Origin of the sequence: Nocardiopsis akebiae (assembly GCF_018316795.1) — a bacterium.
GTDB lineage: Bacteria > Actinomycetota > Actinomycetes > Streptosporangiales > Streptosporangiaceae > Nocardiopsis > Nocardiopsis dassonvillei.
This window is the reverse complement of record NZ_CP074132.1, coordinates 5,683,433-5,710,316: the sequence shown is the minus strand read 5'-3', so window position 1 is coordinate 5,710,316 and position 26,884 is coordinate 5,683,433. Positions and strand designations below refer to the sequence as shown.

Genomic DNA, 26,884 nt, shown 5'->3' with positions numbered 1-26,884 from the left:
ATGGGGGAACGCCGGCTGCGCCATCCCCGGGAGATCCCCCTTCTGGTCGTGTGCGTGGGGGTGACCCTGCTCGCCGTGGTGGGCGCGGTCAGCCGCGCCTACTCGGGTGAGCCCAACCAGCCGCTGCTCCTACTGAGCATCCCCGCGCTCGTGTACTTCGTGCGCGGGCAGCTCTACGCGCGCCAGCGGGTCAACGGGGTGCGCATCACCGAGCACCAGTTCCCCGAGGCGCACCGGATGGTCGCCGAGGCCGCCGCCGCGTTCCGTATGAAGCGCGTGCCCGAGGCCTACGTCGTGCTGGGCAACGGCGAGCTCAACGCGTTCGCCTCCGGGCACGGTTTCCGACGCTACGTGGCCGTCACCAGCGACCTGTTCGAGGTGGGCGACCGCCTGGCCGACAACGACACGCTGCGGTTCGTGATCGGCCACGAGGTCGGTCACATCGCGGCGGGCCACACGTCGTTCTGGCGCCAGTTCGGGATCTCGGTGGCCAACGTGATCCCCGGCGTGGGCACCAGCCTGAGCCGCGCGCAGGAGTACACCGCGGACAACCACGCCCACGCGTTCTGCCCCGAGGGCATGCAGGGGCTGCGGGTGCTCGCCGCGGGCAAGTACCTGTACCCGGCCGTGGACTTCTACGACATCGCCGCCCGCGCCCGCACCGACACGGGCTTCTTCGTGCTGCTGGTCAACCTCCTGTCCAGCCATCCCGTGAACACGTTCCGCTTCGCCGCCCTGGCCGACCGCACCAGGCCGGGAAGGGTCTTCTAGGGGCGGTCCGCCCCCGTGCGGGGCCGGGGCCGCCCCCGCCCGCCCCGACCGGCCAGCCGCGCCGCCGCCTGCGCGGGCAGCGGCTCGTGCCGCGCGTACTCCCGGCTGAAAACGCCCGTACCGTGCGAGATCGACCGCAGCTCCACCGCGTACCGGACGATCTCCAGCTCCGGCACCTCCGCGCGCACCACGGCCCGGCCGCCCCGCACCGACTCGGTCCCCACCACCCGGCCGCGCCGGGCCGACAGGTCGCTCAGCACCGCGCCCAGGTAGGCGTCGTCCACCTCCACGGACACCTCGTCCACCGGTTCGAGCACCGCCAGCCGCGCCGCGGCCGCCGCGTCCCTGAGCGCCAGCCGCCCCGCCTTCTGGAAGGCCATGTCCGAGGAGTCCACCGAGTGCGCCTTGCCGTCGTAGAGCGTCACCCGGATGTCCACCAGCGGGTACCCCGCCCCGGGCTCCGCTCCGTGTCCCGGCTCCGCGCCGCCCCCCGCACCGGCCACCGTCCCGACGCCGTCCGCCATCTGCGCGCGCACGCCCTTCTCCACGGACAGGACGAACTGGCGGGGCACCACCCCGCCCACGATCTCGTCGACGAACTCCAGGCCCGCGCCGGACTCCAGCGGCTCCACGCGGATCCGGCAGACACCGAACTCCCCGTGGCCGCCGCTCTGCTTCACGTTCCTCCCGGTGCCCCGCGCCGGAACCGCGAAGGTCTCCCGCAGCGGCACGCGCACCTCCCCGGTGCGGACCCGCACCCCGTGGCGGTGCTCCAACCGGTCCAGCGCGGCGTCCAGGTGCGCCTCGCCCAGGCTCCACAGCACCATCTGGTGGGTCTCGGCGTTCACCTCCACCCGCAGGGACGGGTCCTCCGCCACCAGCCGGGCCACCGCGTGCGACAGCTTGTCCTCGTCCCCCGGGGACGCCGCGCTCACCGCCACCGGCAGCAGCGGACGCGGGAAGCGCCACGGAGCCACGCGCACCGGCCGCTCCGGCTCGGAGAGGGTGTCGCCGGTGCGGGCGTCCGCCAGTTTCGCCACCAGGCACAGGTCTCCGGCGACCGCCTGGCCCACCGGCCGGTTCTCGCGGCCCAGCGGCACGGACAGCGGTCCCGTGCGCTCGTCGTTGCCGGTCCGGTCCAGCTCGTCCTGGCCGGTCAGCCCGCACGGGACCCCGTGGCCGTGCAGGTGGACCCGGGTGTCGGGGCGCAGGGTCCCCGAGAGGACGCGCACCAGGCTCACCCGGCCCACGTACGGGTCCCCGGCGGTGCTGAGCACCTGCGCGACGAGAGGGCCGTCCGGATCGCAGGACAGCCCCGCCACCGGTTGGCCCTCCGGCGTGAGGGCCTCGGGAAACGGGCGCAGGGTCGGGTCCGGGCACGAGAGCGGCAGCTCGCGCAGCAGTTCGCGCACGCCCACCCCGGTCGTGGTGCTGATCGCCAGGACGGGGTGGAGGCCGCCCGCGGCGACCGCCTTCTGGAGGTCGTCGATGAGCAGGTCGGGGTCGAGTTCGCCGCCCTCCGTGTAGCGCTCCATGAGGACCTCGTCCTCGCTCTGGGTGATGACCTCCTCGACGAGGGTCTCCCGGAGCGGTCCCGCCGCCTCGCGCAGCCAGTCCGGCACCGGACGCGCCGAGGGGGCGGAACGCTTCGCGCGCTCGGAGCCGTCGGAACCGCCGGAGTAGTCGTAGTACCGCTCGGAGACCAGCCCCCACACGCCGACCACGCGGCGCTCGTCCCCCGTGCCCTCCACGGCCGGGACGTAGGCGGGGTGCAAGCCCGGACCGAACGCCTCCCGGCACTGGGCGACCACCTCGTCGTAGTCCGCGCGCGGGTGGTCGATCCTGGTGACGGCCACCGCCCTGGGCATGCCGACGTCGGCGCACTCCTCCCACAGCACCCGGGTGCGGCCGTCCACGCCCTCCAGGGCGGACACGACGAACAGTGCGGCGTCGGCCCCGCGCAGTCCGGCGCGCATCGCGCCGATGAAGTCCGCGTACCCGGGGGTGTCCAGCAGGTTGACCTTCACGTCGCCGACCATGACCGGGTTGACGGTGAGGTCGACCGACCGCCCCTGCCGGATCTCGACCTCGTCGTGGTCGCTGACGGTCGTGCCCTCCTCGACGCTGCCGGGGCGACCGATCTCCCCGGCGGCGGCGAGCAGCGCCTCGACCAGGCTCGTCTTCCCGGCGCCGGACGGTCCGACCAGCGCGATGTTGCGGATGTCGCGGGGCCCGTCGGCCCTCGGTACGGCTCCGGCTGAGGCTCCGGTTCCGTTGGCGTTGCGATCTGCCATCCCTGCTACCCAGCCCTTCGTGGTCCGAGCGGTGGCCGCGCGGGAACGGGCGGCCCGTCCATGCTGTGACCTGTGTCACTTATACGGTCGCCCTTCTCGGGCCGCACGGCAAGAGGTGGTCAGGAGCGGGAGCAGTCGTGGGTGAGATACGGCATGTGCACTATGACTTGTTTCGGACCCCTACTATTGCCCCGTGCCATGGTCGGAGTCTCTCCCTCAGTTCAGCCTCGCCGGGACCGTTCTGACGGTCCTGCTGCTCCTCTTCGCGGCCCTCGGCGAACCCCTCCTCGGCAGGAGGGCGTTCACGTGGCTGTCCCGTAGGCGCGACGGCGACGCGCGAGCCCTCACGCTCCTGCACGCCGTCACCATGGGCGTCCACGTGCTGTGGGGCCTGGTGGTCTTCGGGGTGCTGCTGCTCTCGCCGGACCTGGTCGCCGCGGACCTGGGTCTGCGCCTGCCCGACGCGTGGGGGCCGATCGCGGGCGGCGCAGTCGGCGGCCTGCTCGCCCTCACGGTGTTCTGGCTGCTGGTCAACGGCCTTCCGAGGGGGCCCGGGCGCTCCGGCCGTGGCCGAGGCCGCGGGAGGTCGGCGCGCGGCAGGCGCGACCAGGGCGGGAGCGCCCGCGGACGGCGCTCTGCCGCACCGCTCAGCCTTCCCGAACCCGAGCGCGACCGGGGGCTGCTCGCACCGCGCACCAACGCCGAACGGGCGGTGGCCGCCGGGGTGGCCGTCACCGGGGGCGTGTTCGGGGAACTGCTCTACCGGGGCCTGTTCATCCTCCTGGTCGCCAGCATGGGCGCGCCGCTGTGGGTCGCCGCCGTGCTGTCGGTGCTGCTGTTCTCCGTCGCGCACCTCTACCAGGGCTGGTGGGGCCTGATCAGCGCCGGCGCGTCCGGCGCCCTCTTCACCGTCCTGTACCTGGGGACCGGAAGCGTCTGGGTGCCGGTCCTGGTCCACGTGGCGCTCAACCTGCGCTCCCTGGTCTTCCCGCCCGCCGACGTCCGCGAGGCGGGGGAGCGGGAGTGGTACGAGGAGGACGGGGACCCCGAGGCCTACGACGAGTACGGCGAGTACGAGGAGCACGGCCACGGGTACGAGGACGCATCCGCCACCGGGGAACCGCCGTCGACCGTCGCGGAGGAGGGCGGGGGCGCGGACACGGCGGTGCGGCCCGTGCCGCCGGGCGCGGGGACTCCCGCCCACGGGACCCCGTCCCACGGAGCCGTGTCGGGCTACGGAGACACCACTGGTCACGGTGGCCCCCCGGGCCAGGGCGATCCCTATACCCGTGGAGCACCCTACGGCCACAGCGGGCACTCTGCTTACGGGGACCTCCCGGACCAGAGCAGGGACTTCGGCTCCAGTGACCTCTACAGCAACAGCGGTCCCCACAGCCACGGTGGCACCTCTCAGCAGGACCAGCAGGACCTGTACAGCGGTCTGTCCACCGCGGGACCCACCTCCGGCTACGGCGACAGCTACGGCGACCGCTTCGGCGGCGGTGACCCGGTCGGCTACGGCGGCCACCGCCCGGACGACCCGTCCCTCGACGCCCCGCTGTACCCCGGCGCCTCCCGCCCCGAACCCCTCCCCTCCCACCGGACGCCGGGAGACCCCTCCCGCGACGGCCTCCCGGGCGGCGACCGCCGCGGGGAGGACCCCGCGCAACGCCCCCTGTACCCCGACGAGTGGATCGACCGCCGTTACGGTGACGGAAACACCACACCGGGGTCCGACCCCGACCGCTGGAGCTGATCGGGCACGATAGTGGGGTGTCCGACGCCATTGACCACCCGCGCGCCCAACCCCGTGAACACCGCTACCGGCTGACCACCTCCGACGGGGTCGGCATCGACGCCGTGCTCCTGCGCCGCGCCGGGTCCCGCGCCACCGCCGTGATCCTCGCCAACGGGTTCACCGGAACCCACCGCAACCCCAGGACGCGCGCCGTCGCCGAAGCGCTGCTCCCGTTCGGTGACGTGATGACCTTCGACTTCCGCGGCCACCACGGCTCCGGCGGGCTCAGCACCGTCGGCAACGCGGAGATCCACGACCTGGAGGCGGTCGCCGTCCGCCTGCGCGAACTCGGCTACACCTCCCTCTCGACCGTGGGGTTCTCGATGGGCGCGGCCGTCGCGATCCGGCACGCCGCCATCTACGGCGGAATGGACGCGGTGGTCTCGGTCAGCGGTCCCAGCCGCTGGTACTACAGGGGGACGCGCGCCATGCGGCTGCTCCACCTGGGCATCGGACGCAGAGCGGGGCGCCTGTTCCTGCGCGGCTTCCGCAAGGTCAGGGTCGTCGACGAGGAGTGGGACCCCGTACCCGCCGAACCCCGGGAGATCGCCGGGAAGGTGTCCCCGACGCCCCTGCTGGTCGTGCACGGCGACTCCGACGCCTACTTCCCCGTCTCCCACGCCACCGCCATCCACGACGCCGCCCGGGAGCCGCGCGACCTGTGGATCATCCCGGGGATGGGGCACGCCGAACGCGCCGTGACCCCGGAGCTGAGCGCGCGCGTCCGCGACTGGCTCACGGAGAAGGTCGGCGGAGGGAGCGCCCGAGAGGGCGGCTGATCAGGGCGGACCGGCGCCGCGTCGACAGGTGTGCGCGTGTCGGCTAGAAAGGACGGATGATCCGATCTCGTTCGTCCTCACCCGGGAACGGAACACCGTCGGAGGCGGTCCCGACCGGGGCGGCGGCCGACGGCGACGGTACCACCGGCACCACTCCTCCCGCACTCCCCGGTCTGCGCGGACGGGGCTTCGCCCTGCTCATCGCGGCGACCGCGGTCGGCCTATGCGGCTTCGCCGCCGTCCTGCCCCTGGTCCCCCTGTGGGCCACCCGGGGCGGCGCGGGGGAGTTCGGCGCCGGGAGCACCACCGCCGTCTTCATGCTCACCACCGTGCTCACCCAGCTCGCCATGCCCTGGCTGCTGGAGAGGGGCGGCTACCGCTGGGCGTTCCCGGTGGGCGCCCTGGTGATGGGACTACCCACCCCGCTGTTCGCCCTGACCGCCGACCTGGGCCCGCTGGTGGCCGTCTCGGCGGTGCGCGGCGTCGGCTTCGGCATGGTCAGCGTCGCCGGAACCGTGCTCGCCGCCCGCCTGGTCCCGCACCACCAGGTCGGCCGGGCCACCGGCTACTACGGGCTGGCGGTCGGCCTGCCGCAGGTGCTCATCCTGCCCGGCGGCGTGGCGCTGGCCCTCAACATCGGCTTCGACACCGCTTTCTGGCTCACCGGTCTGTGCTCGGTCCTGGGCGGGGCCCTGGCCTGGGGCATCTGGTACGCCGACGGCGGCCGCAACCGGGCGGCGCTGCGGAGCGCGGTCCGGACCGCCGCCCCCGGCCCGGACCCCGCCCCGGCCGGCGATCCCGCCGCGGACGCGTCCGGTGGCCGCCCGCCGCTGCGGGCGCTGGCGGCGCCGCTGGTGCTCATGCTGCTGACCGCCTCGTCGGCCAGCGCGATCATCACCTTCCTGGCCATCCCCCTGGAGCGGGCGGCGTGGCTGGTGGGCGGCGCCCTGGCCGCCTACGCGCTGGCGGTGGTGGCGGGTCGATGGACCGCCGGGATGCTGCACGACCGCCACCGGCGCACCCTCCTGCTGCTGCCGGGCATGGTCGGCGCGGTCGCGGGGATGGCCCTGGTCACCGCCGCGCTGTGGTCGGTCGGGGACGCGCCGGGCGCCGGGACGGCGCTGCTGGTGCTCCTGGGATCGGCCGTGTTCGGCCTCGGCTTCGGCGCGGTCCAGAACGAGACCGTCACCCTCATGCTGAACCGCGCCGGTCCGGCCGGGTACGGCCGGGCCGGCGCGGTGTGGAACATCGGCTACGACGCGGGTTCGGGAGCCGGGGCGGTGGTCCTGGGACTGCTGATCCAGTTGACCGGGTACGGGCCGGCGTTCGCGGTCACGGCCGTGGCGCTGCTGGCCTCGGTGCCGCTCGCCCTCGGCGGGCGCGCGGGGCGCGGGGGCCGAGCGCGCGGCTGAGCCCCCCGCTCCGGCGGGGCGCGTCCGGGGCGGGGGGCGACCCCCGTCCCGGACGGCTAGTACGACGAGATGTGCACGTGGTCGTAGTGGTTCTGGGTGTTGTCGCCCCGGTCCTCCATCCACTTCCACTGACGGGACGCGGAGTGCCAGATCTGCTGCTCCCAGATGATGTACTTGATGCCCAGCCGGTCGGCGTTGTCGATCCCGTACTGGGAGATCTGCGAGCCCAGGGACTGGTTGGCGGCCGAGGGCAGCGCGCCGCCCGCGCTCATCATGAAGTCGCAGGCCCGTCCCACGCCGTGGTCGTCGGCGCTGGAGCGCAGGCAGCCGACCGGATAGGGGGCGCCGAAGTTCTGCACGATCTCGTCGCGGATGGCCGCCATGCGCGGTGTGGCCCCGTCCCAGCCCCAGCCCTGCGCGCTGGCCGGGATGCTGCCGTCGCCCGGGGTCTCGGGGATCTGCTCCGCCTCGTACTCCTCGATCCTGGCCTCGACCTCTTCGCGCTCCTCCTCCAGCGTCTCGACGAGCTCCTCGGCCTCGGCCAGCTCGGTCTGGAGCTCCTCGTTGACCAGGGCGGCCTCGTCCCGCGTCTGGATGAGGTCGTGGATCTGCTCGGACTGGCTCTGCCCGAGGTAGTTCAACGTGGCTGCGTCGGCGAACATGCTCTCGGGGTCGCTGGAGAAGATCACCTGGAACGCCGGGTCGAGGCCGCCGCCGCTCTTGTACTGGGTGGAGGCGATGGTGGACACACCGCTCCGGGAGGCCTCCAGGCGCCCCTCGACCTCCTCCAGGTCCTCCTCGGCCTTCTCCACGCGCTCCTTGATCTCGTTGAACTGGAGGAGCTCACCGTCGTAGCTCTCCTCCAGCTCCTCGGCCCGCCGGTTCAGTTCGTCGATGTCCACGTCGTCGTTGTCCGGCTCCGCCAGCGCCGTTCCGGGCAGGGCGACCAGCAGGGCCGCCGCCAGGGCGGCGAGGGGCAGGGCGGCGCGCCTGCCGCGCGCGGATGAGGGAGGAGTGGGTGTCATGTCTGCTCCGAGGATGGTCCGAGCGCATCCGGTTGGCCTGCGGCGAGTGAAGAGGGGAGCCGCGGCGACGGGAGATGCTCAGCAGACCATACGAGATCTTGGCGTTACATGCCTAGTGCGTTACTCACGTGACTTGGGAGACTGCGCGGGGATGTGTCCGAAGATACCCGCAGCCGGGGACCGGACCGACCCCCGGCCGACCGTTCCGGCTCCGGGCCCACCGGAGGCGGCGCCGGGAGCCGTTCAGCTCGCGCCGCCGAAGGCGCTGGGCAGCTGGACGCCCGCGGGCTCGGGGGGCTCCGAGGGCATGAACCAGTCCGAGCGGCGGATGTCGCGCAGGGCCTGTTTGCGCGTCTGCGGGGCCAGGCGCTCGATGTAGACCATGCCGTCGAGGTGGTCGGTCTCGTGCTGGAGGCAGCGGGCCATCAGCCCCGTGCCCTCCACGGTGACCGGCTCGTTGCGCAGGTCCACCCCGGTGACGACGGCGCGCTCGGCCCTGGCGGCGGGGTACCACAGCCGGGGAACCGACAGGCAGCCCTCGTCGCCCTCCTGGACCTCCTCCGACAGCTCGGCGATCCTGGGGTTGATCACGTAGCCGATCCGGCCCTCGACGTTGTAGCTGAACACGCGCAGGCCCACGCCGATCTGGTTGGCGGCCAGGCCCGCCCGCCCGGGGGCCTCTACCGTCTCCAGGAGGTCGTCCACCAGCGCCCGGGTGTGCTTGTCGAAGCGGGTGACGGGTGTGGTGGGCGTGACGAGGACGGGGTCGCCGAAACGGACGATGGGGCGCATGGTCATGTGCCCCAGGGTAGTCGGGAGCGTGCTCCCGGCGGTACGGAAGCGGAGAATCCGGACCCCGAGGGCGGCTCAGGCCGCGGCCAGGCCGGGGCGCAGGGAGTCGTCCAGCACCATCTCGATGTAGTCCAGGGCGGCCCGACGCCGGGCCAGCGCGCTCTCGTACAGGGAGGGTGCGCTGGTGTTGCGCCGCACGCGCAGGCACTCGTTGACGATGCGCTGCCACCGGTCGGGGAAGGCGTGCAGGGCGTAGGAGCCCGCGCCGGTCTTGGAGGTGATCTCCCCGGTCTTGAGGGTGAAGTGCAGGCGGCTGACGCTCAGCACGCTCCAGGAGGGCGCCAGGGAGCCCAGGACGGCCAGGCCGCGCGGCGTGACCAGGCGGCCCGCCTTCTCGCGCCAGCGACGCCACTGCTCGTCCAGGGAGCCCAGCGACCAGGCGCGCAGGCTCTCGGGCTCGTCCCACACGTCCAGTTCGAGCGGGTGCGGGCCGCGCACGGTCACGCCGTGCTCGGCGAGGATGTGCCACGTGACGGGGTTGACGTCGGCGCTGGCCCGGTTGCGGAACCGGCCGCCGATCACCGAGGCGACCGGGCCGCAGGCCGCGGGGTCGCGGGTGAGGTCGTCCCAGGTGACGTGGATGCCGTTGAACTGGGGTCCGGTGGCGGCGGCGCGGGTGCGCGCGTGGACGTGTCGCAGCAGCTCCAGCTCGCGCCTGCCGGGCGTGTGGCCGGTGACGATCACGAAGTCGACGTCGCTGGTGTGGGGGCGGAAGTCGCCGAGGGCGACCGAACCGGTCAGGTAGAGGCCTTCGACCAGGCCGGGGGCCTCCTGGTCGGCGTGCGCGAGAAAGGTCTGGGCCAGCGTCTGCACCCGAGGGTGGACGGCCATGCTCACTCCAGTCTGGATGGTTCGGTGCGGATCTGGGGGCGCGCTCCGTCCGGAGGTGGGGGGTCCGGTCGGGCGGCGGCCCGGAGCGTTCCCGCGGCGTCTGCCGCCTGCGAGTACGCGCTCCATCGGTACCAAGTGTGAGCGGACCGAGGGGGTCATGGCAAGTGATCGCGCCGGACCCGCATCCTGTCCCCCCACGTCAGGTGGTGTGCGGCTATGGGGGCTTGGGGGAGCTTGCACCCTTGACAACGAGCGGCGTGGTGTGCAAAGGGCCCTCGCGCGCGTGCGAGGAGGTCCGGACCCGCCGGAGCGGGGCGCGGCGCCGTGGCGCGACGGCCGGGGCGCCGGGGCGGCCGGGCGGGAACGGGCGCCGGCGGAAAGCGGCGCGCCCCGAAGGCGGGGAAAATCCGCGTCCCCTCAGGCAGGAAGGCCGCCGCACATTCCGCCGCACGTGCATCCGCACCTGGCGAATGCATGAGAAAAACTTTGCTGGGTATTTCTCTAGAGAGGTCGGGGGCGAAAACGGTTATTCGTCCGCCGGGGAATGGGTGTGGCGTCCGCCATGCCCCGCCGGGGGCCGGTTCCGGGGAGGGAGGGGAGGAGCGGTTCGTCGGGGCAGGTGGGAGTGGTCGCCTCTCTCGGTCCCAAGGATAGTCCCCTTCGTCCTCCCGAAGTCGTGAGTCCTACACCACTCTCCGCGGAAGTGGACACGTCCCGTTTTTTCGGCGATTGTTATGGTTCACGCAGACCCCCGGTGGTCATAACCACCGCAGCCATTGTTCGCTTTTTTCCTCCGCGTAACACCGCACAACCCCCGTGAAACTGAGCCGCTTTACGCTCGGCGGGCAAGGGCAGTTCACCCCGCAGATGTACCCAAGGAGACGTGCATGGTCCCGACGATGGTCCTCGTAGCCGACGACTCACGTGACACCCACCGCCGGGACGCCCTGTGGGGCCTGGCCGAAGCGGTGGCGAGCAGGGGAGAGGTGCCGGTGACCCCGGCCTTCGGCAGCCCCGACGACGTCGCCGCCACCGTCCACTCCGTCCGGGGGCCCAAGGTGGTCGTCCCAGCCTTCGTCGCGGGCGGCGACGTCGCCAGCGCCCACATGCTCACCCGGCTCGGCCTAGGCCGCACGAGCGACGCCTGCCAGACCCCGCCCCTGGGAGCGGTCCCGTCGATCGTGGCCGACCTGGCCGGGCGGCTGGCCGACTCCGGCTGGGGCTCGTCCGACGGCGTGGTCCTGGCCGCCGACGGCACCACCGGCACCGAGGAGCGCCAGGTCGTCATGGACGTGGCGCGCATGCTCAGCCGCCGCCTCGACTCCCCGGTCCAGGTGGGCTACCTGCGCACCTGGGCGCCCTCGGTGGTCGACGCCGTGGACCGGCTGCGCCGCCACGGCCAGGACAACGTCGCCGTCGCCGCGTGGAGACTCGTGGACGGCCCCGACTTCGACCTGCTGCGCGGTCTGGACGTCACCGCGATCACCGAGCCCCTGTGGCCCTCCGAGCTGGTCGTGGACACGCTCCTCGCCCAGCACCGGGCGGTCAGGGGACGCCTGGCCTGAGACCGCGGTTCCCGCCGGACCGACACCGAGGGTGACACCGCCCACCGCGCGGGTGATCGAAGGGGTCCGGGGCGCCGTAGCGCCGTTACCGGGAGCGCGCGGATGGGTAGGGGGTCAACGGGCGGGAACTCCCCGCACCCACAAACACGGCATCCGTACCGCGCCGCCTCCCGCTCGGCGCGGCAGCGACCGGACGCGACTCCTCCGGCGGCCCCCTCCTCCACCCGTCGGCGCGGAGCTTCCCCCGCGACCGGTCCGGGACCCGAACAGAGCCGGCTCGCCGCGGACCGTGCGCTCCGCGGCTCCGCCGACCCGTGAGGAGCCCGCCCCGAACCGTCATCGACGCGAGCGAACCTAAGGTGGATGTATGAACGACGTCACAGCGCAGTTCGTCGATGACCGGCAGCGTCGGCGTCTGGAACGGCGCTTCGGCAACCACGTCGGCGAGTGGCTGACCGAACTCCCGGGGATCGTCTCCGGGCTCGCCTCCGAGTGGGGGCTGACCGTCGAGGGCCCGGCTCCCCACGGCCGGACATCCGTCGTGGTCTGCGTCGTGCGCCCGGACGGCGACCGCGCGGTCCTCAAGCTCTCCCCGGACAGCGGCCTGGCCGCGTCCGAGGCACGGGTGCTGCGGATGTGGGAGGCGTCCGGGCGCGTGCCCCGGGTGTGGGAGGTCGACAACGCCCGCGGGGCCATCCTCATGGAGTGGATCGACGGCGACACCGTCGCGGAGGGCGGGAGGGTGCCGCCGATGGAGACCGTCGGCGCGCTCATCTCCCAGCTGCACTCCGTCGAGGTGCCCCGGCGCGAACTGCTCGAACTGCGCCCGCTGACCTCGCGGGTGCAGTTCATCTTCGACCTGTGGAACCGCGAGCGCGCCGAGGGGCCCGCCGCCGAGGTGGTGTCCGCGTCCGCCATGCACCAGGGCTTCTGCCGGGCCCGCGACCTGGCCAACGGCACGGTGGACGTCGTGCCCGTCCACGGCGACCTGCACCCGGGCAACGTCATCGACGGCGGCCGGCGCGGCCTGGTGGCCGTCGACCCGCGCGCCTGCCTGGGCGACGCCGCGGTCGACGCCGTGGACTGGGCCCTGTGGAAGGCCACCAGCCTGCCCGAGGTGGTGCAGCGCGTGGACGTGCTCTCCGGTGCCATGGGAGTGGACGGCGACCGGATGATGGCGTGGGCGCGCGCGTTCGCGCCCTGCCTGGCGGTGGCCAAGGCCAACCGCGGCCACGGCGGCACCGACGAGTTCGACATGCTCATCGAGCTCTCGGAGGGGGAGGCCTTCGTCCTGTGACGCGTGCCGGACGACCCCTGCGGTCGGCCGTCCCGGCACGCGCCGACGGGTTCAGCCCCCCGGCTGAGTCGAGCCGGCCCTCTCGAAGCGGTAGCCCCGGCCCGCCTCCGTGATCAGGTAGCGCGGGCACGCCGGGTCCGGCTCCAGCTTGCGGCGCAACTGCGCCATGTACACCCGCAGGTAGTTGGTCTCGCTCTGGTAGGCCGGGCCCCACACGTCGTGCAGGAGCTGGCGCTGGCTGACCAGCTGGCCCGCGTGCCGCGCCAGGATCTCCAGGATGTGCCACTCCGTCGGGGTGAGCCGGACCTCCTCGTCCTCCCGCAGCACCCGCTTGGCGCCCAGGTCGACGGTGAAGGAGGGCGTGCGCACCACCGGGGCCTCGTCCACGCGCAACGACCGCCGCTCCGCCGCGCGCATGCGGGCGAGCAGCTCGTCCATCCCGAACGGCTTGGTGACGTAGTCGTCGGCGCCCGAGTCCAGGCAGCGCACCTTCTCTCCGGCCGAGTGCCGCGCCGACAGCACGATGATCGGCACCTGCGACCATCCGCGCAGCCGCTGTATGACCTCCATGCCCTCCATGTCGGGCAGCCCCAGGTCGAGCAGGACCACGTCGGGGTGGTTGTCCGCGGCCAGCCGCAGCGCGGACGCGCCGTCGGCCGCGGTGTCCACGTCGTGCCCGCGCGCCCGCAGGTTGATCCGCATGGCCCGGATGATCTGCATGTCGTCGTCAACGACCAGGACCCGCATCGGTCCCCTCCCCGTCTCCGGTGTCCGTCTCGCTCTTCTCCACAGCACGGAGCGTGAACACCATGGTCAGGCCGCCACCGGGCGTGTCCTCGGGGTCGAGCCTGCCGTGCATCGCCTCAACGAAACCACGTGCGACCGCCAGGCCCAGACCCACCCCCGTGCCCTGGGGGGCGTCGCCCAGGCGCTGGAAGGCCTCGAACATCCGCTGTTTGCCCTCGTCGGAGACCCCGGGCCCGCGGTCCACCACGCGCAGCTGGACGCTGTCGCCGTGCGCGCTCGCCGAGACCAGCACCGGCAGGCGCGGATCCGGGTTGTACCGGACCGCGTTGGAGACCACGTTGGCCACCGCCCGCTCCAGCAGTCCGGCGTCGGCGCGGACGCGGGGCAGGCGGTCGGGCACGTCCACCACGACCGCCTCGTGCGGCAGGCCCAGCAGGGTGACGGGCACGACCTCCTCCAGACCCACCGCGCGGAGTTTGGGGCGCACGTTGTCGGTGTGCACCCGGCTCATGTCCAGCAGGTTGTCGATCAGCCGGTTGAGCCGGTCGGTGGACTCCTCCACCGTCTCCAGCAGGTCCTCGCGGTCCTCCTCGGTGAGGGTGATGTCGGTGGCGCGCAGGCTCGACAGGCTCGCCTTGATCGAGGTCAGCGGGGTGCGCAGGTCGTGCGAGACCGCTGCCAGCAGCGCCGTGCGGATGCGGTTGCCCGCCACCTGGCCGCGCGCCTCGGCCGCGTCCCACTCCAGCCTCTGGTGCTCCAGGGCGATGCCGATGTGCGCGGCGAAGGCCCGCAGCACGCCCCGGTCGGCGGCGGGCAGCACCCGGCCGCGCAGCGCCAGCGCCAGGTTGTCGGAGATCGAGACCAGGACGTCGGATTCCTCGGGGGACTCGCACGCCGGGGCGCCGACGCTGTGCGCCGCCCGCCAGCGCTCGTCGTCCAGCCGCTCCAGCAGGGTCGCCGACCGCTGCCCGAAGGTCTCCCGGATCCGCCGCAGCAGGGCCTGGAGGGGCTCCTTGCCCGCCAGGACGCTGCTGGCCAGCAGCGTCACCGCGTCGGCCTCGGCCCGGGCGCGCGCGGCCTGAGCCGACCGGCGCGCCGCCATCTCCACCACGATCGCCACCAGTGCCCCCACCAGGGCGAACGCGGTCAGCGCCAGTATGTTGTCCAGCGACACCGGAGGGCGCCCGTGCAGCGGGGACAGCAGCACGGTGAGCAGCACCGCGCTCCACAGCGCCGACACCAGGGCGGGGCGCAGGCCGCCCACCGCCGCGGTGGCCACGGTGGCCAGCAGCAGGAGCATCGCGTCCGAGGCCGCGCCCACGTCCTCGAACAGGGGCAGCGCCATCACCAGCGACAGCAGGGTGGGCGCCAGCAGCGCCAGCGACCAGCCGGTCACCCGGCGGTGCTCGCCCAGCCCCCGGCCGGGCGGCGGCAGCGGCCACCGGCCGCTGCCCACCCGCTCGTGGGTGACGATGTGCACGTCGATGTCCCCGGAGTCGCGCGCCACGATCGCCCCGACCCCGGGGCCGAACACGTACTGCCACGTGCGGCGGCGCGAGGACCCCAGCACGATCTGCGTGGCCTGCACGCCCCGCGCGAACTCCAGCAGCCCGGTCGGAACGTCGTTGCCGACCACCTGGTGGTAGGTGCCGCCCAGCTCCACGAGCAGCCTGCGCTGCCGCAGCAGGTCGTCGGTGGGCGCCTGCGCCATGCCGTTGGGCGGCACCACGTGCACCGCCAGCAGGTGGCTGGGCTGGGGGTGACCGCCCCGCGAACGGTCGGCCACGCGGGCGGCCCGCCGGATCAGGGTCTCGCCCTCGGGGCCGCCGGTGAGCGCCACCACGACCCGCTCCCGTGCCTCCCAGGTCCGCCGGATCTCGTGCTCGCCCCGGTAGCGGGCCAGGCTCTCCTCCACCCGGTCCGCGGTCCACAGCAGCGCCAGCTCGCGCAGCGCCGCCAGGTTGCCCTCCCGGTAGTAGTCGGCCAGGGCCGCGTCCACGCTCTCGGCCGGGTGGATGTCGCCGCGCGCCATCCTGCGGCGCAGCTCCTGGGGGGTGACGTCCACGAGTTCGACCTCCGCGGCGCGGCGCACCACGTGGTCGGGGACGGTCTGCCGGGGGCGCACGCCGGTGATCTGGTGGACCACGTCGTTGAGGGACTCCAGGTGGTGGATGCCCACGGTGGACAGCACGTCGACGCCCGCCTCCAGCAGCTCCTCCACGTCCTGCCAGCGGGTGGGGTTGGGCGAGCCGGGCGGGTTGGCGCGGGCGAGGTCGTCGACCAGCGCCGTCCGCGGAGCGCGCGCGATCACGGCCGCGGTGTCCACCGAACCGGACGGCAGCGGTGGAACCCGCTCCAGACCCTCCAGGAGCGCGGAGGTCCGTGCCCGGCGGTGGGTGTGGGCGGCGGCGACCACGACGTCGGTGCCGCGCTCGGCCCGGCGGCGGGCCTCGGCCAGGGCGTTGTGCGTGGTGCCGACGCCGGGGGCCGATCCCAGGTAGATGCGGAGCTTTCCTCGTGCCACGGCATCCATTGTCGGGGCAGTGGAGGGCCGCCGCGGCCGGTTCGGGCCACGGGGCGGGCCGGTTGCGGCCTCGGGCATGACGCGGCGGCCCCGGTTGGCGATACTGGGGGTGACATCCCGACGCACCCGCCCGGGCGCCCCGCGGGGGCGGGGCGGTGCCCGGCCGCCGCGCGCGGCCGACGAGCATTGGTGAGGAGGCGCGGCGTCCGTCCGCCGGACGGGCCGACGCCGCGGAGCCGATGACCTATCCCCCCGACGACGGTTCGTTCCCCGGTCCCCCCGGCGGGGAGCCCTTCCCCGGACAGCCGGGACAGCCGCCCGGCGGTCGGCCGCCCCACGCGCCCGGCCACTCCCACGCCCCGCCCGTCCAGCCCGGGTACGGCGTACCCGGGGGCGCGCCGCCGCTGCCGCCGGTTCCCGGCCACCCGGGGCGGCCCGGTCCGCCCCGGCGTCCCCGCGGGGGCCTGCTCGTCGGCGGCGCCGCCGCGGCGGTCCTGCTGGCGGTCTCCCTCGGCGTCGTGGTGTGGAACATCGCCGACGGCCGCCCCTACGCGGAGCTGCCCGGCTGCGGACGGCTGCTGCCCGCCGAGCTGGTGGAGTCCGTGCCCGGCACCGAGAGTCCCCGAGCCGAGGGCGAGTACACCGCCGTCGAGGACGACGAACTGGGGTACCTGGACGAGGAGGGTCTCCTCGGCTACCTCAGCTGCAGCGTCGGGAACGTCGACGGCTACCCCGTACACGTCGTCGTCTCCCTCTTCGACTACGAGGACGGAGGGGAGACCGCCGACAGGCTCCACGGGGACCTGGAGGACGAACTCCGGGACCGCGAGGCGGGACACCACGCGGAGGAGGCGGCGGTCCTGGACTGGCGTCCCGTGTCCGCGGGCGACACCGGGTACGCGGTCCTCGTCGAGGGCGACGAGCACGGCGACGCGGACGCCTACGGCGCGGTGTTCTTCGCCACCGTCAACGTGACGGTCTCGGTCTCCTACACCGTCGGCGGCGGCGACGGCGAGGCCGGGGCGCTGGACTTCCTCGCCGACTTCGCCGGACGGGTGGAGCGCCAGCTCTCCCGCGAGGGAGAACGGGCCTGACGCCCGCCCGGGGGCGGGCGACCGCCCCCGGGCCCCGGCCGCGGGGCGCCCTACGGGGCGGGGATGAGCTTGCCCGGGTTCAGGATTCCCTGCGGGTCCAGCGCGGCCTTGACCGCGCGCAGCACCTCCCCGCCCAAGGGGCCGATCTCCGCGGCCATCCACGGCAGGTGGTCGGTCCCCACCGCGTGGTGGTGGGTGATCGTCCCGCCGTTGGCGGCGATCGCCTCCGAGGCGGCCCGCTTGGCCCGTCCCCAGCGCTCCAGCGGCGCGGACCCGGCCGCCGTCACCACCGTGAAGTACAGCGAGGCGCCGGTGGGGTAGGTGTGCGACACGTGGCACATCACCACGGCGCCGCCCTCCCCGTCCTCCAGCGCCCGGGTGAGCGCGTCGGAGACCGCCGCGTACAGCGGGAGCAGGCCGCTCCACGGGGCGGCGGTCTCCAGCGTCTCGGCCAGCACCCCGGCCGACAGCAGGGAGTCGCGCAGGTAGGGCGCGGAGAACCTGTTGTCCCGCCAGTGCGCCACCGGCCCGGGGCCCAGCGGGGCACCGCCCGCCCCGGCCATGGCCTCGCGCGCCGAGGCCGCGCTGACCTCCACCTCGGCGCCGGTGCCCTCGAACCCCAGGACCGCCTGGCAGCCGGGCGCGGCCTCGCGCCCTCCCACGGCCGCTCCCACGAAGGTCTCCGCCTCGTCCAGGACCCGCGCCATGGTCGGCCGGATCCCGGACTGGGCCAGGGCCCGCAGCGCGGCCACGCCCGTCGCGAAGTCGGGGAAGGCCCACGCCTCGTCCAGCACGCGCTCGGGGCGGCGGCGGACCCGCAGCCCCACCTCGGTGATCACGCCCAGCGTCCCCTCCGAGCCCAGCAGCAGGCGGCCCAGGTCCGGCCCGGCCGCCGAGGCGGGCGGGCCGCCCGTGTCGAGGGTGCCGCGCGGCGTTGCCGCGCGCAGCGAGACCACCATGTCCTCGAAGCGGCCGTACCCCGAGGAGGCCTGCCCGCTGGAACGGGTGGCCGCGTAGCCGCCGACGCTCGCGTACTCGTAGCTCTGCGGCAGGTGCCCGAGCGTGCACCCGTGCTCGGCCAGCAGCGCCTCGGCGCGCGGGGTGCGTACTCCCGCGCCCAGGACGGCGGTCATGGACTCGGTGTCCACCGACACCAGCCGGTCCAGGCGGCGCAGGTCCAGGCTGACCACGGCGCGCAGGCCGCCGCTCAGGGGCGCGACCCCGCCCACGACGCTGGTGCCGCCGCCGAAGGGCACCACGGCCACGCGCTCGGCCGAGCACACCTCCAGGACGCGCCGGACCCGGTCGTGGTCGGCGGGGTACAGGACGGCGTCCGGCGCGGGGTCGGCCCTGCCCGCGCGGCGCAGCAGCAGGTCGGGGGTGCTCTTGCCGCCGCTGCGGCGCAGCCGGGCGGCGTCCCCGTCGTCCAGGTGGTCGGGTCCGACCACAGCGGCGAGCAGTCCGCGCAGCCGCTCGTCCAGCCGCGAGGGGTGCAGCTCCACCCGCTCCTCGGGGACGGGGGACAGGTCCGCCAGAGGGGCCCGCAGCACCTGGGAGAGCAGCTCGCGCAGGCCGGGGTCCAGCGCGCGCGCCCGGGCGGGGTCGCCCCACGCGAACCAGCTCATCTCGGGAGCCCCGGGGGAGGTGTCGTCAGTCATGCTCTACAGTTTTACATATGGCGTCAATACGTAACGTTGAAGACCGCATCCTGGACGCGGCCCGCGCCTGCGTCGAGGCCTTCGGGGTGCGCCGCACCACCCTGACCGACGTGGCGCGCCGCGCCGGGGTGAGCCGCCCCACCGTGTACCGGCGCTGGCCCGACGCGACCGCGCTCGTGGCCGACCTGCTCACCAGGGAGCTGCGGCGCATCCTCGCGGACCAGGGGGAGGGCCCCGGCGGGCCCGCCGGGGAGGACGTGCGCACCCGGCTGGTCCGGCACGCGGCCGGGGTCGCCCGCGCGCTGCTCGCCCACCCGCTCTTCGTCCGGATCGTGGACACCGAACCCGAGCTCCTGGCCACCTACACCTTCCAGCGGCTGGGCACCAGCCACCACGCGGCCCTCGAACTGGTCGAGCCGGTCGTGGCCGAGGGCCAGCGCGACGGGTCGGTGCGCGCGGGAGACCCCGCGGTGCTGGCCCGCCTCGTGCTGGTCACGGTCCAGGGCACGGTCACCTCCCGCCGCCTGTTCGCCGACGTCACCGACGAGTCCGGCCTCGTCGACGAGCTCGCCGCCCTTCTGGACGGCTACCTCCGCCCGCCGAGCCAGGAGAGCCCGTGAACCCCGCGATCCGCACCTCCTCCTCCCTCAACGCCGCCCGGCGCGCGGCCGACCTCACCGCGCTGGAGCACGACCCCCGGATCGACCTCCTCGTCGTCGGCGGGGGAGTGACGGGCGCCGGAGTCGCGCTCGACGCCGCCGCGCGCGGCCTGTCCACCGTCCTGGTCGAACGCCGCGACCTGGCCTTCGGCACCAGCCGCTGGAGCTCCAAGCTGGTCCACGGCGGCCTGCGCTACCTGGCCAGGGGGCAGGTCGCCATCGCCTACGAGAGCGCACGCGAGCGCGACGTCCTCATGCGGGTCACCGCGCCCCACCTCGTGCGGCCCCTGCCCATGGTCGTCCCCGTCCACCGGGGGACCGGGCTCGCGCGCGCCCTGTTCGTCCGCGCCGGGGCGGGCGCGGGCGACCTGCTGCGGATCATGGCCGGGACCCCCGGCGGCGTGCTGCCCCGGCCCCGCGTGGTCGGCCCGCGCCAGACCCTGCGCCTGCTCCCGGGCGTCGCGCGGCGGGGACTCCTCGGCGGTGTCGTGTCCTTCGACGGCCAGCTCGTGGACGACGCCCGCCTCGTGGTGGCACTGGCCCGCACCGCCGCCCGCGAGGGCGCCCGCGTCCTCACCCGCTGCTCGGCCGAGAGCCTGGCCGCCGACGGCGCCGTCCTGCGCGACGGGGTGACGGGCCGGATCGTCCCCGTACGCCCGCGCGCGATCGTCAACGCCACCGGGGTCCACGCCGACCGGCTCGACCCCCACGTACGGCTGAGCCCCAGCCGGGGCAGCCACCTGGTGCTCGACGGCGCCGCCCTGGGCCGCCCCCGGGCCGCGCTCACCGTGCCGATCGACGGCAGCGCCAGCCGCTTCGTGTTCGCCCTGCCCCAGCCGGACGGCCGGGTCCTGGCCGGGCTCACCGACGAACCCGTGGACGGCCCCGTGCCGGACGTGCCCGAGGCGCCCGACAGCGACGTGGACTTCCTGCTGGGCCAGTTCAACCGGGCCCTGGAAGCCCGACTGGAGCGTGCCGACGTCCTCGGCGCCTTCGCCGGGCTGCGCCCGCTGGTGCACGGGGCCGGGGAAACCGCCGACCTGTCCCGCGAGCACGCCGTCACGGTCGCCCCGAACGGCACCGTCACCGTGGTCGGCGGCAAGCTCACCACCTACCGGGCCATGGCCGAGCAGGCCGTCGACACCGCCGTGCGCTCCCGCGGGCTGTCCGCGGGCCCCTGCCGGACCCGCGCGCTGCCCCTGGTCGGCGCCGCCCCGCGCGGGGAACTGGACGCCGTGGCCGCCCCGCGCCGCCTTGTGGCCAGGTACGGCACCGAGGCGGTCGCCGTGCTGGCCGAGGCCGACGCCTCCCCGGAGCTGCTCGCCCCCCTCGTCCGCGGGGTCACCGGGGCCGAACTCCGCTTCGGGGTGCGCCACGAGGGGGCCATGGACGCCGCTGACCTGCTGGACCGCCGCACCAGGGTCGGGCTCGTCCCCGCCGAGCGCTCCGCGGCCGAGGCCGCCGCGCAGGAGGCGCTCGAGGCCGTGGGCTGAACGGCGGGCCGGACCGGGGGAGACGGGCCGGAGAACGCGCGGGATTTCGGGGACTCACCACACCCGCATCCCCTGTCCCACAGGGTTCTGATCGCGTAAGGTCGTAGCCGTTCCCGCCGCCCCTCCCCCGAAGGCGGTTCCAGAACGCTCCCGCAGCCGCCCCCTTCCCCCGGTTCGCCTGCCCACTGAACCGCCCCGCCGAAGGAGTCCTCCCATGCCCACGCTCGTCTCCGTGCCGGCTCTGGCCAAGGCCGAGGACACCGTCCTCACGGGTGTGCCCGACGAGTACCGGCACTACTTCAGCGGACGGCCGCCGGTCCCCTTCACCAAACGCCACTGGGAGTTCCCCGGGGAGCCCGCCAGCGTGCCGCTGGCCCGCGCCTTCCTGGACACCTGTGCGGCCGCCCGGGACAGCGACTACCGGTACGTCTTCTCGCTGCTGGGCACCGAGTTGGCCACCAACGCCATCCGGCACAGCCGCTCCGGCGAGGAGGGGCAGACCTTCGTGCTGCGGGTGACCCGGGCGCCCAACGGGCTCACGCTGGTCTGCCGGGACAACGGCAGGCCCACGCGCTCCGAGCCGGGAGAGGACCGCCCGCTGAGCGCCGGACCGCTGGAGGGCGACCGGCTCACCGCGGAGAACGGCCGGGGCCTGGCACTGGTCGACAGCTTCGCCACCGCTTGGGGCGACAACGGCCACCCCAGCATCCGCAAGGTGTGGTTCCACCTGGCCTACGACCTCACCGGCAGCTCCTGGCCCGCGGCCTGAGCCCCCCGGGGCGGGGGAGAGGGGCGGGGACGTCCGCTCTTGCCACCCGGGCGCGGGCGTGTCAGCATACTGGCCAGTAGCCGCATGTGGCGCGGATCACGGGACGGCGCGATCCCCGGTCCGCACGGGCCCGCGGGCCCCGTGACACCGCACGCGGCGCCCCAGGCCGACGCCCTCGCTTCCGCGGTCCGCGACGGTCGGCCACTCCCCCCGACCGCCCCATCGCGCCCCCCGCGCGGCCCGCCCCCGAGGTGTCCGCCCATGGATTCCACCATCGCCACGATCGCGCTTCCGGCGGCACTCGCCGTCATCATGCTCGGCCTCGGCCTGAGCCTGACCGTCGGGGACTTCGTCCGACTGACCAGGATGCCCGGCACGGTCGCGCTCGTCCTGGGCTGCCAGATCCTCGTCCTGCCCCTGGTCTGCCTCGCCCTCGTCCTGCTCTTCGACCCGCCGCCCGCCCTGGCGGTGGGCATGATGCTGCTCGCCGCCTCGCCCGGCGGCACCACCGCCAGCCTGTACAGCTACCTGTTCCGCGGCAACGTCGCGCTCAACATCTCCCTGACGGCGCTCAACTCCCTCACCGCCATGGTGACCCTGCCGCTGATCACCAACCTGGCCATCGCCCGCTTCATGGGCGACGGCGGCGCCCTCGGCCTCCAGGTCGGCAAGGTCCTCCAGGTGTTCGCGGTCATCCTGGTCCCCGTCGCGGTCGGCATGCTCGTCAGGGCGCGGGCGCGGGCCTTCGCTCAGCGCATGGAGAGGCCGGTCAAGATCGCCTCCGTCGCGGTGCTGTTCGGCGTCATCGCCGTCGCGCTCTACCAGGAACTCGACAACATCGGCGACTACATCGTGTCCGTGGGGTTGATGGTGCTGCTGTTCAACGTCGCCAGCCTCACCATCGGCTACTGGGCGCCGCGCGTCCTGGGCACCGGCCGTCCCGAGGCGATCGCCTCCTGCATGGAGGTCGGCCTGCACAACACCACGCTGTCCCTGGCCATCGCGCTCAGCCCGGCCCTGCTCGGCAGCACCGAGATCGCCGTCCCGTCCGCGGTGTACGGCGTGCTGATGTTCTTCACCGCGGCCGTGACCGGCCTGCTGCTCACCCGGGGGAGGACCCGTGAGGAGGCTCCAGCGCCCGGCCGCTGATCCGCTCCCCGCCGGGTGCCGCCCCCCCGGGACCGGGCCGAAACCGCTCACCTGCTGTCGAGGTAGGCGAGCACCGCGCGCACCCGGCGGTGCCCGCTGTCGGAGGGCGAGAGCCCCAGCTTCGCGAAGATGTTGCCGACGTGCTTGTGCACCGCGTTCTCGGTGACCACGATCCGCTCGGCGATCTCCCCGTTGTCGAGCCCCTCCGCCATCAGCGCCAGGACCTCGTTCTCGCGCCGGGTGAGCGACTCCAGGGGGTCGCGGACCCGGCGGGCCAGCAGCTGCTGCACCACCGCCGGATCCATCACCGTGCCGCCCCCGGCCACCCGCCGCAGCGCGTCCACGAACTCGCTGACCCGGCCCACCCGGTCCTTGAGCAGGTAACCCACCCCGCCGCGGCCGTCGGCCAGCAGCTCCCCGGCGTAGTCCCTCTCCACGTACTGCGAGAGCACCAGCACCGGCAGCGCCTCGTGCCTGCGGCGGGCCCCGATCGCCGCGTGGATTCCCTCGTCGCGGAAGTTCGGCGGCAGCCGCACGTCCACGATGGCCAGGTCGGGCCGGTGGCGGTCCACGGCGTCGGCGAAGGCCGCCGCGTCCGCGGCCACCTCGGCCACCTCGAAGCCCCGGGTGGAGAGCAGCAGCTCCAGACCCGCCGACAGCAGCACGTTGTCCTCGGCGATCACGATCCGCACGGCATCTCCACGTCGATCACGGTCGGCCCGCCCGCCGGGCTGTCCACGCGTACCGTACCGTCCAGGGCGGCCACCCGGCGGCGCAGTCCCCGCACCCCGCTGCCGCGCTCCTCGTCCACCCCGCCCGAGCCGTCGTCGCGCACCGTCACCCGCAGCACGCCGCCCGCCCGCTCCAGGCGCACGGAGACCTCCCCGGCCCCGCTGTGCTTGACCGCGTTGGTGACCGACTCGGTGACCACGAAGTAGGCCGCGGTCTCCACAGCCACCGGGAGCGCGCCGAGGTCGCCCACGTCCAGGCGGGTGGGAACGGTGGTGCGGGCGGCCAGCGCGGTCAGCGCCCCGGACAGGCCCCGGTCGGCCAGGATCGGCGGGTAGATGCCCTGGATCACCTCGCGCAGCTCGGCCATCGCCTCCTCGGCGCCCTCGTGGGCGTTCCGGAGCAGCGCGGCCACGGCCGGGTTCTCCACCGCCTCCCGCGCCACGCCCAGCTGCATCGCGATCGCGACCAGCCGCGCCTGGGTGCCGTCGTGCAGGTCGCGCTCGATCCGGCGCAGCTCCGCGCCGTGCGCGTCCACCACGTCGGCGCGTGTGCGGCTCAGCTCGTCCACCCGGGCCGCCAGCAGCTCCGCCTCCGTGGGGGCCAGCAGCGCCAGGGTCATGCGGGCGTGGGCCCGGGCCGCCGGGACTGCCGCGCCCAGGCCCAGCGCGCACCCGATCACCGCGTAGGCGACCCCGGTGACCAGCGCGGTGCCCCAGTCCAGCACGGGGAGCCACAGGAGCTGCAACGGCTCCTCTCGCGGGACCGCCCACCAGAACAGGTACTGCGGCGCGCTCAGCGGCATCGCGAGGGCCAGCAGCCCCACGAGCCCCAGCACAATGCTGGCGGGCGCGAACGCGGGCAGCCACCGCAGGACGCGGCGGGTGGACGGACGCCCCCACAGCTCCCGGAAGCCGGACGCCTCACGCCCGCCCACGCGCGGGACCGGCACGCCCAGGAAGCGGGAGGCCCACCGCTGGTGCCAGGAGGCCCACCGGCCCAGGAGCCCCACCCAGCGCGGGAGCAGCACGAACCCCAGCCCTCCGAGAGGGATGGTCAGCGCCACCGCCAGGGTCAGCGGCAGCATCGCCAGCGTCACCAGCCCCGAGCCCAGGACCACCAGCAGGTACGTGCTGGCCCTCAGCGCCCGCCTCCAGACCGCGCCCATTCCCGCCGTCCCTTCGTCTCGCCCGTCGACCAACGACAGTCTGGTCCATCGCGGACACCCCGGGCACTACAGCCAGCCACCCTCTCCGTCCCGCGCCCGCCGCAGACCGCGCGAGCGCGTCGACGGCCCCGCCGGACACTGGCATCGTGGGCGGGGACCCCCACCCGCCTCCGGAACGGAGCACCGCCGGTGACCGCCGCGACCGAACCCCCGCCCACCGGCGCGTCCGCCCCCGCGCCGTCCCGCCACTGGACGGCGTTGGACGCCCGTCCCGGCCCCACGCGCCGCAGGTTCGCGGTCGACGCCTCCGCGGCCCTCCTCCACCTGCTGCTCTCCGGAGGCCTGCCCGACCCGCACACCCTGGGCGCCCAGCCGCTGGACTGGGTGCGCCCGGCCCTGTGCGCCGTCGTCGCCGCCGGGATCGTGCTGCGCTGGAGACGGCCCGCCGCCTCCTTCGGCACGGTGCTCGCCGCCGGTCTCGCGGCCACCGCCGCGGGGTGGGGCCAGGTGCCGCTGGCCGCCGCCGCGTGGGCGCTGTACCCGCTCGCGCTGACCGCCGAACGCGGCCCCACCCGGCCTCGGCACGGGCTCTACCTGCTGGCGGGAGTCCTGGGCATCGTGGCCGTCGGCTCCAACGGCGCCGCCCTGGACGGCCTGATCCGCGATCTCGGCGTCGGCTCGGTGCTCCTCGGCCTGTCCTGGCTGCTGGGCCGCTCCGTCCGGGAGCGCAGCCTCCAGGAGGCGCGCGCGGTCGCCGCGGTGGCGCGCGAGGCCCGGGTCCGGGAGCGGCTGCGGGTGGCCCGCGAGGTGCACGACGTGGTGTCCCACACCCTGGGCGCGGTCGGCATGCGCGCCGGGGTGGCCCGCTACACGGGAGGGGACGCCGAGGACCTGCGGGCGGCCCTGGCCGACATCGAGGCCGCCAGCCGCCAGGCCTCGGACGAACTCCGCCGGGTCCTGGTGTCCCTGCGCGGCGATCACGACGCGCCCCTGGAACCGCGGCCGGGGCCGACCGGCCTGGAGGCCCTCGTCGCCACCGCGGAGAGTACGGGCATCACCTGCCGCCTGCGGACGGAGGGGACCGGGGCGCTGCCCCCGGCCGTGGCGGTCAGCGTCCACCGCGTGGTCCAGGAGGGGCTCACCAACGCCATCCGGCACGCGCCCGGCTCCACCTGCGAGGTCACCGTCCTGAGCGGCGGCGCCGCCGTGGAGGTGGAGGTCACCGACACCGGGCCCGCGCCCGGCCGCCTTCCCGTACCGGGCAGCGGGACCGGCCTGGCCGGGATGGCGGAGCGCGTCGCCGCGCACGGCGGCACCCTCTCCGCCGAGCCCGTCCCCGGCGGCGGCCACCGCCTCCGCGCGCGCATCCCCCTGGGGCCCGGGTGAATCCGTGCGGCGGCCCCGTCGGACGCGGCGGACCGCGGCCCGGACGACAACCGTGCGCCCGGAAACCGCGGAACGCGGGAACCCGACCGCGGACGGAGTCCGCCAGACTGTGTCCCGGGGGCCGCGCGCCGCCGCGGCGACGCGCCCCGGTATCCGTCCGAGGACAGGGGGACAGGCATGGGTGAGGCGGCGCCGGTCCGGATCGTGGTCGCCGACGACCAGGACCTGCTGCGCGGTTCACTGCGCATGCTCATGGACGGAGCCCCCGGCCTCACCGTCGTCGGCGAGGCGCGCACCGGACACGAGGCGGTCGACCTGGCCGTGCGCACCCGGCCCGACCTCGTCCTCATGGACGTGCGCATGCCCGGGCTCGACGGACTCGCCGCCACCCGCCGGATCTGCGCGCGGACCACCGCCACCCGCGTGGTCGTCCTGACCATGTTCGACCTCGACGAGTACGTGTACGGGGCGCTGCGCGCCGGAGCCAGTGGGTTCCTGCTCAAGAACACCGCCCCCGAGGAGCTGCTGCGCGCCGTCCGCGTGGTCGCCGACGGCCAGGCGCTCCTGGCCCCCGAGGTCACCGGCCGCCTGATCGCCGAGGTGGTCCGCTCCAGGGAACCCGAGCCGGACGGGTGGGCCGACGTCCCGCTGACCCCGCGCGAACGCGAGGTCGCCTCCCTGGTCGGCCGGGGGCTGTCCAACGCCGAGATCGCCGACCGCCTCGTCCTGAGCCGCGCCACCGTCAAGACCTACGTGAGCCGCCTGCTCACCAAACTCGACGCCCGCGACCGCGCGCAGCTGGTGGTCTTCGCCTACGAGACCGGCCTGGTCCGGGCCGCTCGCCGCGACTGATCCGGCCGATCCGGCGCGCCGGGAACCCGTGC

General features: G+C 74.7%; 22 protein-coding genes. 13 read left to right on the top strand and 9 right to left on the bottom strand.

Annotation, left to right across the window (positions count from 1 at the left end; translation table 11 throughout):
- Positions 1 to 771, top strand: coding sequence for a M48 family metallopeptidase (locus tag KGD83_RS24385; protein WP_047872126.1), 771 nt, complete (start codon positions 1 to 3; stop codon positions 769 to 771).
- On the opposite strand, the gene KGD83_RS24380 is transcribed toward KGD83_RS24385, so the two are convergent.
- A complete protein-coding gene (locus tag KGD83_RS24380; RefSeq protein ID WP_212641343.1) occupies positions 768 to 3,065 on the bottom strand; it encodes an elongation factor G-like protein EF-G2 in 2,298 nt (765 codons plus the stop codon). The genes KGD83_RS24385 and KGD83_RS24380 overlap by 4 nt on opposite strands.
- A gap of 193 nt (positions 3,066 to 3,258) precedes the next feature.
- Between KGD83_RS24380 and KGD83_RS24375 the strand changes: the two genes are divergently transcribed.
- From KGD83_RS24375 to KGD83_RS24365, 3 genes are read left to right on the top strand one after another with little or no spacing between them, the layout of a single operon-like run.
- Entirely contained in the window at positions 3,259 to 4,821 is a 1,563-nt protein-coding gene (locus tag KGD83_RS24375; RefSeq protein ID WP_212641342.1) for a CPBP family intramembrane glutamic endopeptidase, read from the top strand.
- A gap of 17 nt (positions 4,822 to 4,838) precedes the next feature.
- A complete protein-coding gene (locus tag KGD83_RS24370; protein ID WP_212641341.1) occupies positions 4,839 to 5,642 on the top strand; it encodes an alpha/beta hydrolase in 804 nt (267 codons plus the stop codon).
- Between the two features lie 56 nt (positions 5,643 to 5,698).
- Positions 5,699 to 7,054 (top strand): MFS transporter, encoded by a 1,356-nt coding sequence (locus KGD83_RS24365; RefSeq protein ID WP_212641340.1) that lies wholly within the window; start codon positions 5,699 to 5,701, stop codon positions 7,052 to 7,054.
- Positions 7,055 to 7,110: 56 nt separating this feature from the next.
- Here the strand turns inward: KGD83_RS24365 and KGD83_RS24360 are convergent, their stop codons facing one another.
- The 3 genes from KGD83_RS24360 to KGD83_RS24350 all read right to left on the bottom strand — a co-directional run bounded on the left by KGD83_RS24360 (position 7,111) and on the right by KGD83_RS24350 (position 9,762).
- Positions 7,111 to 8,079: a coiled-coil domain-containing protein gene (locus KGD83_RS24360; protein WP_212641339.1), complete on the bottom strand. Its 969-nt coding sequence runs from the start codon at positions 8,077 to 8,079 to the stop codon at positions 7,111 to 7,113.
- Positions 8,080 to 8,322: 243 nt separating this feature from the next.
- Entirely contained in the window at positions 8,323 to 8,877 is a 555-nt protein-coding gene (gene def / locus KGD83_RS24355; RefSeq protein WP_212641338.1) for a peptide deformylase, read from the bottom strand.
- Between the two features lie 69 nt (positions 8,878 to 8,946).
- Positions 8,947 to 9,762: an aminoglycoside adenylyltransferase domain-containing protein gene (locus tag KGD83_RS24350; RefSeq protein WP_212641337.1), complete on the bottom strand. Its 816-nt coding sequence runs from the start codon at positions 9,760 to 9,762 to the stop codon at positions 8,947 to 8,949.
- 887 nt (positions 9,763 to 10,649) lie between these two features.
- Between KGD83_RS24350 and KGD83_RS24345 the strand changes: the two genes are divergently transcribed.
- Positions 10,650 to 11,327 carry a sirohydrochlorin chelatase gene (locus KGD83_RS24345; RefSeq protein WP_212641336.1) on the top strand — a complete coding sequence of 226 codons (678 nt, stop codon included), beginning with the start codon at positions 10,650 to 10,652 and terminating at the stop codon, positions 11,325 to 11,327.
- A 367-nt stretch (positions 11,328 to 11,694) separates the two neighbouring features.
- Complete coding sequence (locus tag KGD83_RS24340; RefSeq protein ID WP_212641335.1) at positions 11,695 to 12,624, top strand: aminoglycoside phosphotransferase family protein; 930 nt, start codon at positions 11,695 to 11,697, stop codon at positions 12,622 to 12,624.
- Positions 12,625 to 12,675: 51 nt separating this feature from the next.
- Here KGD83_RS24340 and KGD83_RS24335 read toward each other — a convergent pair whose 3' ends face one another.
- The gene (locus KGD83_RS24335) at positions 12,676 to 13,371 is read right to left on the bottom strand and encodes a response regulator (protein ID WP_212641334.1); all 696 of its coding nucleotides are present in this window, start codon (positions 13,369 to 13,371) and stop codon (positions 12,676 to 12,678) included.
- Positions 13,352 to 15,904: an ATP-binding protein gene (locus KGD83_RS24330; protein ID WP_212641333.1), complete on the bottom strand. Its 2,553-nt coding sequence runs from the start codon at positions 15,902 to 15,904 to the stop codon at positions 13,352 to 13,354. The genes KGD83_RS24335 and KGD83_RS24330 overlap by 20 nt, the downstream gene beginning before the upstream one ends.
- A gap of 230 nt (positions 15,905 to 16,134) precedes the next feature.
- Here KGD83_RS24330 and KGD83_RS24325 point away from each other — a divergent pair, with 230 nt between their 5' ends.
- Complete coding sequence (locus KGD83_RS24325; protein WP_212641332.1) at positions 16,135 to 16,989, top strand: hypothetical protein; 855 nt, start codon at positions 16,135 to 16,137, stop codon at positions 16,987 to 16,989.
- Between the two features lie 50 nt (positions 16,990 to 17,039).
- Here the strand turns inward: KGD83_RS24325 and KGD83_RS24320 are convergent, their stop codons facing one another.
- On the bottom strand, positions 17,040 to 18,647 hold the full coding sequence (locus tag KGD83_RS24320; protein ID WP_212641331.1) for an FAD-binding oxidoreductase: 1,608 nt from the start codon (positions 18,645 to 18,647) through the stop codon (positions 17,040 to 17,042).
- Between the two features lie 17 nt (positions 18,648 to 18,664).
- On the opposite strand from KGD83_RS24320, the gene KGD83_RS24315 reads away from it, so the two are divergent.
- The 4 genes from KGD83_RS24315 (at position 18,665) to KGD83_RS24300 (ending at position 22,717) form a co-directional block, all read left to right on the top strand.
- The gene (locus KGD83_RS24315; protein ID WP_212641330.1) at positions 18,665 to 19,267 is read left to right on the top strand and encodes a TetR/AcrR family transcriptional regulator; all 603 of its coding nucleotides are present in this window, start codon (positions 18,665 to 18,667) and stop codon (positions 19,265 to 19,267) included.
- The gene (locus tag KGD83_RS24310; RefSeq protein ID WP_212641329.1) at positions 19,264 to 20,799 is read left to right on the top strand and encodes a glycerol-3-phosphate dehydrogenase/oxidase; all 1,536 of its coding nucleotides are present in this window, start codon (positions 19,264 to 19,266) and stop codon (positions 20,797 to 20,799) included. Before KGD83_RS24315 ends, KGD83_RS24310 begins: the two co-directional genes overlap by 4 nt.
- Positions 20,800 to 21,013: 214 nt before the next feature.
- Entirely contained in the window at positions 21,014 to 21,568 is a 555-nt protein-coding gene (locus KGD83_RS24305) for an ATP-binding protein (RefSeq protein WP_212641328.1), read from the top strand.
- Between the two features lie 261 nt (positions 21,569 to 21,829).
- Positions 21,830 to 22,717, top strand: coding sequence for a bile acid:sodium symporter family protein (locus tag KGD83_RS24300; RefSeq protein ID WP_212641327.1), 888 nt, complete (start codon positions 21,830 to 21,832; stop codon positions 22,715 to 22,717).
- A 47-nt stretch (positions 22,718 to 22,764) separates the two neighbouring features.
- Here KGD83_RS24300 and KGD83_RS24295 read toward each other — a convergent pair whose 3' ends face one another.
- Together KGD83_RS24295 and KGD83_RS24290 are read right to left on the bottom strand one after the other, a co-directional pair.
- On the bottom strand, positions 22,765 to 23,409 hold the full coding sequence (locus tag KGD83_RS24295; RefSeq protein ID WP_013151363.1) for a LuxR C-terminal-related transcriptional regulator: 645 nt from the start codon (positions 23,407 to 23,409) through the stop codon (positions 22,765 to 22,767).
- Positions 23,397 to 24,614 carry a sensor histidine kinase gene (locus KGD83_RS24290; protein WP_212641326.1) on the bottom strand — a complete coding sequence of 406 codons (1,218 nt, stop codon included), beginning with the start codon at positions 24,612 to 24,614 and terminating at the stop codon, positions 23,397 to 23,399. Before KGD83_RS24290 ends, KGD83_RS24295 begins: the two co-directional genes overlap by 13 nt.
- A 189-nt stretch (positions 24,615 to 24,803) precedes the next feature.
- Between KGD83_RS24290 and KGD83_RS24285 the strand changes: the two genes are divergently transcribed.
- Together KGD83_RS24285 and KGD83_RS24280 are read left to right on the top strand one after the other, a co-directional pair.
- Complete coding sequence (locus KGD83_RS24285; RefSeq protein WP_212641325.1) at positions 24,804 to 26,000, top strand: sensor histidine kinase; 1,197 nt, start codon at positions 24,804 to 24,806, stop codon at positions 25,998 to 26,000.
- Positions 26,001 to 26,177: 177 nt separating this feature from the next.
- Positions 26,178 to 26,852, top strand: a complete 675-nt coding sequence (locus KGD83_RS24280; protein WP_212641324.1) for a response regulator — start codon at positions 26,178 to 26,180, stop codon at positions 26,850 to 26,852.
- Positions 26,853 to 26,884 lie beyond the last annotated feature (32 nt).

Excerpts from the sequence above, each read along its gene's own strand:
- KGD83_RS24385 (WP_047872126.1), top strand. The coding sequence starts at position 1 with ATGGGGGAACGCCGGCTGCGCCATCCCCGGGAGATCCCCCTTCTGGTC.
- KGD83_RS24380 (WP_212641343.1), bottom strand. The coding sequence starts at position 3,065 with ATGGCAGATCGCAACGCCAACGGAACCGGAGCCTCAGCCGGAGCCGTA.
- KGD83_RS24365 (WP_212641340.1), top strand. The coding sequence starts at position 5,699 with ATGATCCGATCTCGTTCGTCCTCACCCGGGAACGGAACACCGTCGGAG.
- KGD83_RS24360 (WP_212641339.1), bottom strand. The coding sequence starts at position 8,079 with ATGACACCCACTCCTCCCTCATCCGCGCGCGGCAGGCGCGCCGCCCTG.
- def (WP_212641338.1), bottom strand. The coding sequence starts at position 8,877 with ATGACCATGCGCCCCATCGTCCGTTTCGGCGACCCCGTCCTCGTCACG.
- KGD83_RS24350 (WP_212641337.1), bottom strand. The coding sequence starts at position 9,762 with ATGGCCGTCCACCCTCGGGTGCAGACGCTGGCCCAGACCTTTCTCGCG.
- KGD83_RS24345 (WP_212641336.1), top strand. The coding sequence starts at position 10,650 with ATGGTCCCGACGATGGTCCTCGTAGCCGACGACTCACGTGACACCCAC.
- KGD83_RS24340 (WP_212641335.1), top strand. The coding sequence starts at position 11,695 with ATGAACGACGTCACAGCGCAGTTCGTCGATGACCGGCAGCGTCGGCGT.
- KGD83_RS24335 (WP_212641334.1), bottom strand. The coding sequence starts at position 13,371 with ATGCGGGTCCTGGTCGTTGACGACGACATGCAGATCATCCGGGCCATG.
- KGD83_RS24330 (WP_212641333.1), bottom strand. The coding sequence starts at position 15,904 with ATGGATGCCGTGGCACGAGGAAAGCTCCGCATCTACCTGGGATCGGCC.
- KGD83_RS24325 (WP_212641332.1), top strand. The coding sequence starts at position 16,135 with ATGACCTATCCCCCCGACGACGGTTCGTTCCCCGGTCCCCCCGGCGGG.
- KGD83_RS24320 (WP_212641331.1), bottom strand. The coding sequence starts at position 18,647 with ATGACTGACGACACCTCCCCCGGGGCTCCCGAGATGAGCTGGTTCGCG.
- KGD83_RS24315 (WP_212641330.1), top strand. The coding sequence starts at position 18,665 with ATGGCGTCAATACGTAACGTTGAAGACCGCATCCTGGACGCGGCCCGC.
- KGD83_RS24305 (WP_212641328.1), top strand. The coding sequence starts at position 21,014 with ATGCCCACGCTCGTCTCCGTGCCGGCTCTGGCCAAGGCCGAGGACACC.
- KGD83_RS24300 (WP_212641327.1), top strand. The coding sequence starts at position 21,830 with ATGGATTCCACCATCGCCACGATCGCGCTTCCGGCGGCACTCGCCGTC.
- KGD83_RS24290 (WP_212641326.1), bottom strand. The coding sequence starts at position 24,614 with ATGGGCGCGGTCTGGAGGCGGGCGCTGAGGGCCAGCACGTACCTGCTG.
- KGD83_RS24280 (WP_212641324.1), top strand. The coding sequence starts at position 26,178 with ATGGGTGAGGCGGCGCCGGTCCGGATCGTGGTCGCCGACGACCAGGAC.